Source organism: Paraburkholderia phymatum (assembly GCF_038900715.1).
GTDB classification, from domain to species: Bacteria; Pseudomonadota; Gammaproteobacteria; order Burkholderiales; family Burkholderiaceae; genus Paraburkholderia; species Paraburkholderia phymatum_A.
The window spans coordinates 245,701-257,895 of the sequence record NZ_JAYMRZ010000005.1 but is presented as its reverse complement, the minus strand read 5'-3'; the positions used below and the strand labels follow the sequence as shown (position 1 = coordinate 257,895).

The following is a 12,195-nucleotide window of genomic DNA, read 5'->3' as shown; positions in this document are numbered from 1 at the left end:
GGGCGGCGGCGCGAAAAACAAGAGGCGCGGCGCTCGTGATACGGACGCCGCGCGCTCTTTGTGAAACGACTGTCGACTGCTGAGAATTATTGCCGGTGATTGTGCTGCTCGCCCGGCAGTTCTGCGCCATGCGCACGGATGGCCGCGATCAGTTCCGCCGGCGTGATTTCATAACGCACCTCGCGGTGGATGCCCGGCTTGCGTTCATCGACCTCGATCAGAAGAATGCCTTTACCGTCTTCTGTCGATTCGAGGCGCAGCGAGCGTAGTTCGCGACCCGTTGCGTCGTCGTGCTCGGTGAGCAGGGCCATTGCCCCGGAAGACCCGGTGGTGCGCATCGAAAATTCCCTCTTGCGTGATTGAACAACGTTGCTGAACAGGCATTGTAAGGGGTAGCGCCGCGCGCCGTCTGTCGCGTGGCGCTCACACTGCCGCGATTATGCGGGTGAGCCGTGCGCGACGCATCAAAGGGACGAGGCGCTGCGCGCAGAGGCAAGGCTGGCGCGGCTTTCGGCGGGACGCGGCGATTTTCGCACGGGCTGCGCCGGCACGTGCGGCGCGTTCGAGCCGTGCGTCAGCCGCGTTCGCCGCGCCTGTTTGCGGCGCGCTTTCGCGCGCTGTCATGGCAGTGACGTTTGAGTGTATTAGCGCAACTTTCAGGAGGCGCCGTCGCGGCTTGCTGCGCTAAAGTCGGCAGTGTTGGAAGGCGGTTCAGGTGGCATCGGAACGCAGCCTCGGAACGCAGCCTCGCAGCGAGTCGCGGAAGTTCGATCCCGGATCGATGCCGCGCTTCGAGCGCCGTTCAAGTGATTTTGCAGGAGGGTCTCATGAAGCAATGCATGTCGATGCCGAGTCCGCTCGGCGATATTCTGCTGCGCGCGGAAGACGATGCGCTGACGGGTGTGTTCTTCGTCGGCCAGAAGTATTTTCCGGCCGCAGACGCGGCGCTCACGACGCTCGCGTCCTCGCGCGTGCTGCATCAGGCGCGCGAGCAGCTCGGCGAATACTTCGCGGGCGAGCGGCAGCAGTTTGCGCTGCGGCTGCGCATGCTGGGCAGCGCGTTCCAGCGCGACGTGTGGGAACAGCTCGTGAAGATTCCATACGGCGAGACGGCCAGCTACGGCAGCATCGCGCGGCGGCTGGGCTTGCCGCTGTCGGCATCGCGCGCGGTCGGCGCCGCGAACGGGCGCAACCCGATCTCGATCGTCGTGCCGTGCCATCGCGTGATTTCGAGCGCAGGCGATCTGACCGGCTATGCGGGGGGCCTGCACCGGAAAGAAGCGCTGCTGACGCTCGAATGCCCGATGTCGAAAGCGCCCCAGCAACTGGAATTACTCGCTGCGGATTGAGCGAGACGCGCCGGCGCGCATCGAACGCTGGCATCAAGCGCTGGCATCAAGCGCGGCCATCAAGCGCAAACGATCGGCCCAACCGAGCGGCAAAAAAATAGCCCGTCCACGAAAGGGGCGGGCTACATAAACGCCGTTGTTACTCGGGTCAGCCGGCCCGCAAACAATCCTGGGCGCTGACGGTCGTATCTTCATCGGACAATTGTGCGCTGTCGAGATGGGAGTAACGATGATCCATCAGACCAAAGCGTCTTCTGCGGACGCGGCGCGAACCGTGTGAGCGGCTGTCGCCGGGCTGCGCTCCGCAGCGGCCGCGCGAGCGGGCGCCTTGCGCGAGGCGCTCGACGCGGGCGCGCCCGACACCGTGAAGAGCCGCACGGCTTCGTCGAGCACATCGGCCTGTTCAGCGAGACGCTGCGCCGTCGCGGCGGCCTGCTCGACCAGCGCGGCGTTCTGCTGCGTCGCGCTGTCCAGATGCGAGACGGCCTGGTTGATCTGGCTGATGCCGTCGGCCTGTTCGCTGCTCGCATTCGCCACTTCGACGATCAGCGACGACACGCGCGCCACGGCCTCGTCGATCACGGCCATCTGCGCGGTCGTGCGCGCGACCAGTTCGGTGCCTTGCGAGACCTCGCTCACCGTCGTATCGATGACCTGCTTGATTTCCTTCGACGACGCCGCGCAGCGCTGCGCGAGCATGCGCACCTCGCTCGCGACGACCGCGAACGAACGGCCCGCCTCGCCTGCGCGCGCGGCCTCGACGGCGGCATTGAGCGCAAGGATGTTGGTCTGGAACGCGATGCCGTCGATCACGCCCGTGATATCGGCGATGCGCTTCGATGCTTCCGCGATGCCCGCCATCGTCTGCTCGACCTGCTGCGCAACCTGCCCGCCGAGCGCGGCCGCGGCCTGCGCGTCGCGCGCGAGATCGAGCGCGCGCACGGTCGTGTCGGCGTTGGCCTGAACGGTCGTGGTCAGCTGCTCCATCGTCGCCGCCGTCTCTTCCAGCGACGCCGCCTGCATTTCCGTGCGGCGCGCGAGATCGACGTTGCCCGACGAAATCTCGTGCGCGGCGTCGAGCATGCCGCCGATCTGCGAGCGCACGTCGAACACGATCGCCGCGAGGTTGGCCTTCAGCTGGTTGAGCGCTTGCAGCACGTCGCCGAGGTCGTCGTGGCGGGCGATCGTCAGGTCCTGGGTCAGATCGCCGGCGGCCATGCGCGTCGCGAACGACGACATCGCGTCGACAGGCTGGGCCAGGTGGCGCGACAGCAGATACGCGGCAGCGGCGCTCGTCGCGGCCGTCACGCCGAACGCGATCCAGAACGGCAGCGGCGGCAGCCCGCCCCACGCCGCAACGCCTGCCGCGAGCAGCGCGACGGGCGCGACCGTGTAGCCGATCGTCGCGCGCGTCGCGACGGGCAGACGCATCAGCGCCTGCAGCCGGCCGGCGAGACCCGTGCGCGAGACCACGCCTCGCTGCAGCCGGTAGCCGCGTGCCTGGCCCGCGCGCATCTTCGCGTACAGCGCCTGCGCGTTGCGCACCTCTTCGCGGCCCGGCTTCACGCGCACGCTCAGATAGCCGACGGGCGTGCCGTTCTCGACGACGGGCGTGACGCTCGCGCGCACCCAGTAGTGATCGCCGTTCTTGCGCCGGTTCTTGACGAGCGCCGACCACGGATGGCCCGCGCGGATCGTCGTCCACATGTCGGCGAAGGCTTCGGCGGGCATGTCGGGATGGCGGATCAGATTGTGCGGCTTGCCGATCAGCTCTTCGCGCGTATAGCCCGACACGGCGATGAAGGCGGGATTGCAGTACTGGATCTTGCCTTTGAGGTCGGTCGCGGACACGAGCATCTGCGACGAGGGGTAGTCGTACTCGTTCTGTGTAACCGGCTGGTTGTTGCGCATTGCGTTCTTTGCCCTGGACTGCCGGATGTCTGCGCATCCGATTGAATCTCCGTGATTTAACGGCATCGGCTCCCGGGGGCTTGAGCTATTCCTGGTGTTCGAGTCGGGTAAGCGTGCGCCGCGGCATTAGCGCGGCCTGCGAAATCCGGCAAGCGTCGGCCGTCGCACGGAAACAACGCTTTTGAGCGCGCATTGGGCGTACGCTTTCGGGAAAAGCCCGCTTTGCCGAAGCCTCGCCGGTTCCTTCGACACGCGTTCGGACAGGCGGCGCGCGGCGGAATCTTTTCCGCTTTACTTCTGTTTCACGCGAACTCGATAATTGGCTTGCTGTACGCGTTTTGTAAGTTATATTACGGCGCGACGTGTGTTGCTCTGCAACACAATTGATGCGCGCCACTTGTGCATATGGCTGTCGTTCCTATAAAAAGTCGCCTTCGAATCCGAATCGACTCAACCTTGGGAAGCCGAGCATGTCCGCGAACAAGATCAACAAGACAGCCGTAGCGGCAGCCGCAGCCGCCGTACTACTCTCGCTCAGTGCGGGCGCGCACGCGCAGAGCAGCGTCACGCTGTATGGCGAACTGGACACGGGGCTCGCCTATATCAACAACGTCGGCGGCCATTCGCAGTGGAAATCGACTTCGGGCCTCGTCGACGGCAGCTATTGGGGCTTGCAGGGCATCGAGGATCTGGGCGGCGGCAACCGCGCGATCTTCCGGCTCGAGCGCGGCTATTCGGTGACAACGGGCGAGATGTTCAACGATCACCCGTACTACGTCGGCCTCGGCAACGAGAAGTTCGGCACGGTGACGTTCGGCCACCAGTACGACCTGATCCATGACTACTTCGCGCCGTTCACGCTGACGGGCGGCACGGGCGGCACCGCGTTCGCCCATCCGTTCGACAACGACAACGCCAACAACTCGTACCTCGCCGCGAACTCGGTCAAGTACGCGAGCCCGTCTTTCGGCGGCCTCACGCTGGGCGGCATGTACGCGTTCTCGAATGCGGCCGGGCAGTTCGCGAACAACCGCGCGTACAGCTTCGGCGCGAGCTACCAGAACGGCGCGCTCAATGCGGGCGCCGCGTATCTGCATGCGAACGGGCGTGGCAACACGTCGGCGGGCGCATTCACGCCCGTCGTGCTGCCGAGCGCGACGGATGTGTTCGATGCCGGCGTGCAGACGCAGAACACGTATGGCGTCGGCGTGAGCTACGCGATCGGCGACTTCACGATGGCCGCGGCCTGGTCGCGCTCGACGTATGCCGGCGTCGTCGTGATCGATACGGGCGAGTCGGCGCCGTCCATCGGCTTTTCCAACTACGAAGTCAACGGCATCTACCAGCTGACGCCGACCATTTCCCTCGCCGGCTCGTACACGTACACGAAGGGCTCGGGCGCGCACTGGCACAACGGCGGCGTGCAGGCGGACTATCAGTTCTCGAAGCGCACCGACACCTATCTGGAAGCGATCTATCAGCACGCGTCGTCGGGCGCGCCGGCCGTCATCAATACGGCCGATCCTTCGTCGAATCACAATCAGGTGCTGATCGGCGCGGGCCTGCGTCACCGCTTCTGACCGACGCAAAAGCGCATCGCGCCGTCGGCTGCCCGCCGTCAGGGGGCAGGGAGCAGGCGGTCACGCGGTCAGGCGCGCTGCTTCATCAGCCCTTCTGACGCCTGCGGCTCGCTGAGCAGGAAACCCTGCACGTAGTCGCAGTTCACGCGGCGCAGGATGGCGAGCTGCGCCGCGTTCTCGACGCCTTCCGCGATCACCTTGATGCCGAGCTTGTGCGCAAGCCCGATGATGCCTTCGACGATCGTCTGCGTCGTCGGATCGTGCTCGATCTTCGACGTGAAATGCCGGTCGATCTTCACCGTGTGCGGCGCGAAGTCGGCCAGATACATGAGGCTCGAATAGCCCGTGCCGAAATCGTCGATTGCGATGCGCACGCCCAGGCGCTTCAGCTCGACGATCGACTTTTGCGCCTGCTGCGGATTCTTCATCAGCGCCGTCTCGGTCAGCTCGATTTCGAGCTTGTCGGGCGGAATGCCGTGCTGCTTGAGCGCGCGGTCGACGTCGCGCACGACCTGCTCGTTGCCCAGTTGCCGCGCCGACACGTTCACCGACATGCCGAGATTCGTCGCGCCCGCCCGACGCCATGCGGCGAGCTGGCGCAACGCGTGGTCGAGCACCCACACGCCGACATCCGACACGAAGCCGGTCTCTTCGAGCAGCGGAATGAAATTGCTCGGTGGAATCAGACCGCGCGCGGGATGCTGCCAGCGGATCAGCGCTTCGGCGCTGTGCACCGCGAGCGAGTGCGGCTCGTGAATGGTCTGGAAATGCAGGAAGAACTGGTTCGTCGCGAGCGCCTCGGGCACGTCGCGTTCCAGCTCGAAGTCGCCGATCGTGCGCGCGGCTTCCTCGCCCGCGAACTGATAGCCGTTGCGGCCCGTTTTCTTCGCGGTGTACATCGCGACATCCGCGCTCGACAGCAGCGCATCGTGGCCGCTGCCGTGCTCCGGATAGACCGATATGCCGATCGACGCCGTGATGAACGCGCCCGCCCCGCCGCCTTGCAGACGATTCGCCGAAAGGCTGCCGAGCAGCGCCTGCGCGAGCGCTTCGAGCCCCGCCTTGTCGACGACGCTGCCAATCAGCACCGCGAACTCGTCGCCGCCCAGCCGCGCGACATACGCATCGTCGGGCAGCGAGCGGCGGATGACGCCGCCGACGTCGCGCAGCAGATGATCGGCGGCGAGATGGCCGAGCGTATCGTTGAGCACCTTGAAGCGGTCGAGGTCGACGAACATCAGGCCGAACGGCTTGCGCGCCGCGCACCGGCTTTCGATTTCGCGCAGCAGCGCGGCGCGGTTCGCGAGGCCCGTCAATGAATCGGTGTACGCGAGCCGGTCCAGTTCGGCGATGCGTTCCTGTTCGGCCGTCACGTCTTCCGTGATGCCGACGATGCGCAGCACGTTGCCGTTGTCGTCGAGGACGGGGTAGCCCGTGCTGCGCAGCCAGTGCACGGTGCCGTCGGCTTTTCTGATCCGGTACTGCGCGCGTCCTTCCGACGATTCGGCCATCACGCGGCGCATTTCCGCCTGCAACGCCACCCGGTCTTCGGGCACCACGAGATCGAGCCAGCCGTTCGGGTTGCGCAGCAACTCCTCGCGATCGATGCCGAACACGTTCGACGAGCCCGCCGTGATGTAATGGAAGTACTCGAAATTCGCGCTGTACGAGAAGAACACGAGCTGCACGTGCGCTTCCATTTCCGACATCAGCTCGCTTTTCGTGCGCAGTTCCGCGAGCAGCCGCGTCTGGTTCGACATGTCGAGCGATGCGCACACCACGGCAATCACCTTGCCGCCATGATCCTTGACGGGGATGAGCTGCGAGTCCCACCACTTCGGCTTGCCTGCCGTCGTCGTGCAGCTGCCCCGAAACGATGCGGCCGTGCCGCCGAGCGCGCTTTTGAACGCGGCCATCGCCGCGTCGTGGTCGTCGCCTTTCCAGAAGCCGAGCCAGTCGGCGCCTTCGAGCTCGACGGGCGACGACGCTTCCATCAGCGTCGCGCCGTAATCGTTGATGCGCAGCATGTGCCCTTGCGGATCGAGCAGCTTGACGCAATCGCGGCTCGCGTCGAGGAACGAACTGGCGAGCGCCATGGCCGCCGCCTGCCGCGCCTTTTGCGCGGCGAAGCGCCGGCGCGTCGCGATCATTGCGAGCACACCCGCCGTCGCGCCGATTCCGACCTGCACGCCGAGCGGCACGGCCGGCCAGCGCGAGGCCATTTGCAGCGCGACGCCCGCCGTGCCCGCGCCGATCCCCGTCGCTATGCTGATCGCGAAACTCACAGACCCGATCGCGCGCCGGCTCGACCACGCGCCGAGCACGAGCGAGAGAAAGTGCTGATCCTGCTGCGACGCCTTCGCCGCATTGCGGCGCCATTTCAATGGAAGGCTCGTCGTCATTGCGGACTCGCCTTCAGCGGGACGCGCGATGCATCGCGCAGGATCGCCGCCGGCGCGGCGCGCCAATCGATGAAGCATGCGCCGCCCGCGTGAACGAGCCCACGCGCGGCGGGTGCTGCATCGATCGGTTCGGGAAAGGAAGTGCCTGTCATGGGGCCAGCCGCTGTGGCGGTAATTATTGCTGCGCTTGCGAGGCGGCGCTGATTTAATCGTTTACGGCGCGCCGGCGTTTTTGTTTAGCCTGCTGAATTGTGCCTGTTTTTACGGGGTCGAACCATAACGTCGTCTGCCGTTGCATGTGCAACGAAGCGTGATGATGAACGTTGGCTTACCTAAGCTTTCCACGTCCGCGCGAAAAATCCGGTGTGAAGCGAATCGTTCGCGCACGGCTGCGTGCCGCTGGACGGCCGCGCCGTCGCTGGCGATATATGCTGACGATCCCGCGCCGGCTTGCTAAATTGCGTGTTCGGGCACCGCAAAAGCCGCGACGGCAGGCGGTTGCGCCGCGATCGCCGCAACTGCGCAACCCTCGCATTTCTGTGGCTGCGACGGCGTCGTACGGAAGAAGACCCGGCAAGGAGACCCCATGCGCGCCGTATTCCAGTACCCGTTCCCCGTCACCGAGCGCAACGTCGCGCGCGACAAGGTGGTCAGCGCACGCGCGGCCGTCGAGCTGATCCGTCCCGGCGACACCGTCGCGACGGGCGGTTTCGTCGGCGTCGGCTTTGCGGAGGAAGTGGCGATCGCGCTCGAGGAACGCTTCTTCGATGCGAACGCGGCGACATCGGGCGGGCCGGGCGCATTGGGCACGCCGGACGCGTCGAACGCGCATCTCGATCTGACGCTCGTGTACGCGGCGGGCCAGGGCGACGGCAAGGCGAAAGGGCTGAACCATCTTGCGCACGAAGGGCTCGTGCGCCGCGTGATCGGCGGGCATTGGGGACTGGTGCCGAAGCTGCAGCAGCTTGCAATCGACGGGCGCATCGACGCGTACAACTTGCCGCAAGGCGTCATTTCGCATCTGTTCCGCGATATCGCCGCGGGCAAGCCGGGGCATCTGTCGACGATCGGCCTCGGCACGTTCGTCGATCCGCGTCACGGCGGCGGCAAGCTGAACGCGCGGACGACGGAAGACCTCGTCGAGCTGATCCAGATCGGCGGCGAAGAACATCTGTTCTACAAGACCTTCCCGATCGACGTCGCCATCATTCGCGGCACGACGGCCGACGCGAGCGGCAACGTCACGATGGAGCGCGAGGCGCTCACGCTCGAAGCGCTCGCGATCGCGATGGCGGCGCGCAATTCCGGCGGCATCGTGATCGTGCAGGTCGAGCGGCTCGCCGATACCAATACGCTCAATCCGCGCCAGGTGAAGATACCGGGCATCATGGTCGATTGCGTCGTGGTCGCACGGCCCGAGCATCACTGGCAGACGTTTGCCGAACCGTATTCACCCGCGTTCGCGAGCGAGCTGCGCGTGCCCGCGAATTCGGTGCCCGCGATGGAGCTCACCGAGCGCAAGGTCATCGCGCGCCGCGCCGCGATGGAACTGATGGCCAACAGCGTCGTGAATCTGGGCATCGGCATGCCGGAAGGCATTGCGAACGTCGCAAACGAGGAGGGCGTGATCGACCTCTTCACGATGACGACGGAGCCCGGCGTGATCGGCGGCATTCCGGCGGGCGGGCTGAATTTCGGCGCGGCGACGAATACGCAGGCCATCATCGATCAGCCGTATCAGTTCGACTTCTACGACGGTGGCGGTCTCGATGTCGCCTTTCTCGGGCTCGCGCAGGCCGATCGCCAGGGCAATCTGAACGTCAGCAAGTTCGGGCCGAAGCTCGCGGGCGCGGGCGGCTTCATCAATATCAGCCAGAGCGCGAAGCGCGTCGTGTTCGTCGGCACGTTCAACGCGGGCAATCTCGATGTGACGGTCGCAGACGGGCGCCTGCGGATCAATCGCGAGGGCACATGCCAGAAGTTCGTCGACGAAGTCGAGCACCGCACGTTCAGCGGCGAATATGCGGCAAGGCGCGGGCAGCCGGTGCTGTACATCACCGAGCGCTGCGTGTTCGCGCTGACGCCGCGCGGACTCGAATTGACGGAAGTCGCGCCCGGCATCGACGTGCAGAACGACATCGTTGCGCAGATGGGCTTCACGCCGATCATCGGGCGGCCGCCGCGTCTGATGGACGAGCGCATCTTTCGCGCTGGGCCGATCGGCCTGCGCACGATGCTCTTGTGTCTGCCGCTCGAAGAGCGCTTCAATTACGACGCCGAGAAGAACATGTTCTTTGTGAACTTCGAGGGCTTGCAGGTGACGTCGCCGGAACAGGTCGACGCGATCCGGCAGCAGGTCGAGTCGCGCCTGTCGGGTGTGCGGATCAAGCCGCAGGCGATCATCAACTACGACAACTTCTCGATCAATCCCGAGCTGATCGGCGGCTATTCGGCGATGGTGACGAAGCTCGTCAACACGTTCTATTCGGGCGTGACGCGCTACACGACGAGCAGCTTTCTGCGCATGAAACTCGGCGACGCGCTGGAGGAGCGCGACGTCGCGCCGTATATCAACGAACGTCCGGGCGACGCGTCGACTCACCGATGAACGCGCGTGCCGTGCCGACATGATTCGCTCACGATGCGCGTGCGAAAATAGCGCTTTCTGCACGACAGTTCACGCATTCAAGAAGTCATCATGAGCGGTTTCATTCCCAGTGTCCCCGGCAAGAGCGAGAGCGATTTCGAAGTCAGCGCGGGCTCGAAGCTTGCTGGCTACCGGCGCTTTTTCGGCGTGCTGCGCGTCGTGCGCAAGACGGACGGACGTCTGCTGTTTCCGTTCGACGGCGCACCCGATCTCGGCCCTTTTCCAACCAAGGAGGAAGCGCTCGCGGCGGCTCAGGTGTACGGCGAGCATATCGTCGAAGGCGACCTCGCGCGGCCCGAAATGTGAGCGCGCGGGCGCCGGCGAAATTCTGTTCGGGCCCCGCGCAATGCGCTTGAAGCGCGCGCATCGCCCGACTATCGTTTGATTGGATCTTGCCGGAGACGATCATGCGCGCTGATGCCGTCGATGTGCATTTCGACAGTGCACACCTGTTTCTCGACCTGTCCGACGGCCGTGCCGTCGAATTTCCCCTCAACTGGTTTCCGACGCTTGCGGCGGCCACCGACGCGGAGCGCGAGCACTTCGCTATTTCGCTCGACAAGCAGCAGCTATTCTGGCCCGAGCTCGACGAAGACATGGACGTGACCGCGTTGCTGTTGTCGTTGCCGGAGTCGATGCGTCATTAGCGGCAGCGATCCTTTTCTTTCCGTGCGGACGCACGCCTGTGACGTGTGACGAATTGACGTGTGACGAATGCGAGGACGCGCCGCATGCGGCAGCGCCCCGGTAGCGGCTGATTGCCCGATTGATCGCGGTGTCGAATGCAGCGTCGTCATCGGACGCAAAAAACAAAAGGCGACCCGTTGGGTCGCCTCGATCACAACAGGAAGGGCGCGCGAGCCACGCGCGCTGACGTCGTCAATCCTTAAACCAGCCCCGTCGCGTAGTAAAGCGCGATCACGAAGAACACAGCGAGCGTCTTGATCACCGTGACGGCGAAGATATCGCGGTACGACTCGCGATGCGTCAGCCCCGTGACGGCCAGCAGCGTGATGACGGCGCCGTTGTGCGGCAGCGTGTCCATGCCGCCGCTCGCCATCGCGACCACGCGATGCAGCACTTCCATCGGAATATGCGCGGCCTCCGCGCCCTTGATGAACAGATCCGACATCGCCGCGAGCGCGATGCTCATGCCGCCCGACGCCGATCCCGTGATACCCGCCAGCGAACTCACCGACACCGCTGCATTCACGAGCGGATTCGGAATGCTCTTGAGCGCATCGCTGACGACGAGGAAGCCGGGCAGCGCCGCGATCACGCCGCCGAAACCGTACTCCGACGCGGTGTTCAGCGAAGCCAGCAACGCGCCGCCGACAGCCGCCTTCGTGCCCGATGCGAAACGCTCCTGCACGCGGCCGAACGCGGTGATGACGACGAGCAGAATGCCGAGCAGCAGCGCGCCTTCCACCGACCAGATCGCGACGACCGACTTGATCGTCGCCGTCACGGCCGCGCCGTGGTTGCCAGGCAGCACGTCGGGCGCAACGGTGTAGCTCGCGCCGTACCAGTCGGGAATCATGCGCGTGAGCATGAAGTTCGCAACGCCGACGAGAATCAGCGGCGCAATTGCCAGCAGCGGATTCGGCAGACGGTCGGTTTCGACGCTTTCCGGTTCGTTGAGGAGCGACGTGCCGTAGCCTTCGCCCTTCGCCATCGCCGAACGGCGGCGCCATTCGAGGAACGTCAGGCCGACGACGATGATGAACAGCGACCCGGCGATGCCGAGCGCGGGCGCGGCCCACGCGGTCGTCTTGAAGAACGTCGACGGAATGATGTTCTGGATCTGCGGCGTGCCCGGCAGCGAATCCATCGTGAACGAGAACGCGCCCAGTGCGATCGCGCCCGGCATCAGGCGTTTCGGAATATTGCTCTGGCGATACAGCTCGGCCGCGAACGGATACACCGCGAACACGACGACGAAGAGCGAGACGCCGCCGTAAGTCAGCAGCGCGCAGACCGCGACGATCACCGCGTTCGCGCGCGAACGGCCGATATAGCGGATCGCCGAATGCACGATCGACGCGGCGAAGCCCGACAGCTCGATCACCTTGCCGAACACGGCGCCTAGCAGGAACACAGGGAAGTACAGCTTCACGAAGACGACCATCTTCTCCATGAAGATGCCCGTGAACACGGGCGCGACGGCGGCGGGATCGACGAACAGCACCGCGCCGAGCGCGGCGATGGGCGCGACGAGAATCACGCTGTAGCCGCGATACGCGGCAAACATCAGGAACGCCAGGGCGGCGAGGACGATGACAAAAGCCAATTGAGTCTCCAAAGCT

10 protein-coding genes are annotated in these 12,195 nt (G+C 65.2%); 5 read left to right on the top strand and 5 right to left on the bottom strand.

The genetic code is table 11. The features are described from left to right. Window positions 1–86: 86 nt before the first annotated feature. Entirely contained in the window at window positions 87–338 is a 252-nt protein-coding gene (locus tag VSR68_RS12205) for a hypothetical protein (protein WP_012403560.1), read from the bottom strand. A gap of 489 nt (window positions 339–827) precedes the next feature. Here VSR68_RS12205 and VSR68_RS12200 point away from each other — a divergent pair, with 489 nt between their 5' ends. Beyond that, complete coding sequence (locus tag VSR68_RS12200) at window positions 828–1,349, top strand: methylated-DNA--[protein]-cysteine S-methyltransferase (RefSeq protein ID WP_342940086.1); 522 nt, start codon at window positions 828–830, stop codon at window positions 1,347–1,349. A gap of 237 nt (window positions 1,350–1,586) precedes the next feature. Here VSR68_RS12200 and VSR68_RS12195 read toward each other — a convergent pair whose 3' ends face one another. Further along, complete coding sequence (locus VSR68_RS12195; RefSeq protein ID WP_342940085.1) at window positions 1,587–3,260, bottom strand: methyl-accepting chemotaxis protein; 1,674 nt, start codon at window positions 3,258–3,260, stop codon at window positions 1,587–1,589. A gap of 470 nt (window positions 3,261–3,730) precedes the next feature. Here VSR68_RS12195 and VSR68_RS12190 point away from each other — a divergent pair, with 470 nt between their 5' ends. Then, window positions 3,731–4,840, top strand: coding sequence for a porin (locus VSR68_RS12190; protein ID WP_342940084.1), 1,110 nt, complete (start codon window positions 3,731–3,733; stop codon window positions 4,838–4,840). 68 nt (window positions 4,841–4,908) lie between these two features. Here the strand turns inward: VSR68_RS12190 and VSR68_RS12185 are convergent, their stop codons facing one another. After that, on the bottom strand, window positions 4,909–7,242 hold the full coding sequence (locus VSR68_RS12185) for a putative bifunctional diguanylate cyclase/phosphodiesterase (RefSeq protein WP_342940083.1): 2,334 nt from the start codon (window positions 7,240–7,242) through the stop codon (window positions 4,909–4,911). Continuing rightward, on the bottom strand, window positions 7,239–7,394 hold the full coding sequence (locus VSR68_RS12180; RefSeq protein WP_342940082.1) for a hypothetical protein: 156 nt from the start codon (window positions 7,392–7,394) through the stop codon (window positions 7,239–7,241). Before VSR68_RS12180 ends, VSR68_RS12185 begins: the two co-directional genes overlap by 4 nt. A 434-nt stretch (window positions 7,395–7,828) precedes the next feature. On the opposite strand from VSR68_RS12180, the gene VSR68_RS12175 reads away from it, so the two are divergent. From VSR68_RS12175 to VSR68_RS12165, 3 genes are all read left to right on the top strand, one after another. Then, complete coding sequence (locus VSR68_RS12175) at window positions 7,829–9,850, top strand: acyl CoA:acetate/3-ketoacid CoA transferase (RefSeq protein WP_342940081.1); 2,022 nt, start codon at window positions 7,829–7,831, stop codon at window positions 9,848–9,850. Between the two features lie 90 nt (window positions 9,851–9,940). Further along, window positions 9,941–10,195, top strand: a complete 255-nt coding sequence (locus VSR68_RS12170; RefSeq protein WP_087736484.1) for a DUF6723 family protein — start codon at window positions 9,941–9,943, stop codon at window positions 10,193–10,195. 101 nt (window positions 10,196–10,296) lie between these two features. After that, complete coding sequence (locus VSR68_RS12165) at window positions 10,297–10,536, top strand: DUF2442 domain-containing protein (RefSeq protein ID WP_087736651.1); 240 nt, start codon at window positions 10,297–10,299, stop codon at window positions 10,534–10,536. 239 nt (window positions 10,537–10,775) lie between these two features. On the opposite strand, the gene VSR68_RS12160 is transcribed toward VSR68_RS12165, so the two are convergent. Further along, a complete protein-coding gene (locus tag VSR68_RS12160) occupies window positions 10,776–12,179 on the bottom strand; it encodes a GntP family permease (RefSeq protein ID WP_342940080.1) in 1,404 nt (467 codons plus the stop codon). Between the last annotated feature and the right edge of the window lie 16 nt (window positions 12,180–12,195).

Excerpts from the sequence above, each read along its gene's own strand:
- VSR68_RS12205 (WP_012403560.1), bottom strand. The coding sequence starts at position 338 with ATGCGCACCACCGGGTCTTCCGGGGCAATGGCCCTGCTCACCGAGCAC.
- VSR68_RS12200 (WP_342940086.1), top strand. The coding sequence starts at position 828 with ATGAAGCAATGCATGTCGATGCCGAGTCCGCTCGGCGATATTCTGCTG.
- VSR68_RS12195 (WP_342940085.1), bottom strand. The coding sequence starts at position 3,260 with ATGCGCAACAACCAGCCGGTTACACAGAACGAGTACGACTACCCCTCG.
- VSR68_RS12190 (WP_342940084.1), top strand. The coding sequence starts at position 3,731 with ATGTCCGCGAACAAGATCAACAAGACAGCCGTAGCGGCAGCCGCAGCC.
- VSR68_RS12185 (WP_342940083.1), bottom strand. The coding sequence starts at position 7,242 with ATGACGACGAGCCTTCCATTGAAATGGCGCCGCAATGCGGCGAAGGCG.
- VSR68_RS12180 (WP_342940082.1), bottom strand. The coding sequence starts at position 7,394 with ATGACAGGCACTTCCTTTCCCGAACCGATCGATGCAGCACCCGCCGCG.
- VSR68_RS12175 (WP_342940081.1), top strand. The coding sequence starts at position 7,829 with ATGCGCGCCGTATTCCAGTACCCGTTCCCCGTCACCGAGCGCAACGTC.
- VSR68_RS12170 (WP_087736484.1), top strand. The coding sequence starts at position 9,941 with ATGAGCGGTTTCATTCCCAGTGTCCCCGGCAAGAGCGAGAGCGATTTC.
- VSR68_RS12165 (WP_087736651.1), top strand. The coding sequence starts at position 10,297 with ATGCGCGCTGATGCCGTCGATGTGCATTTCGACAGTGCACACCTGTTT.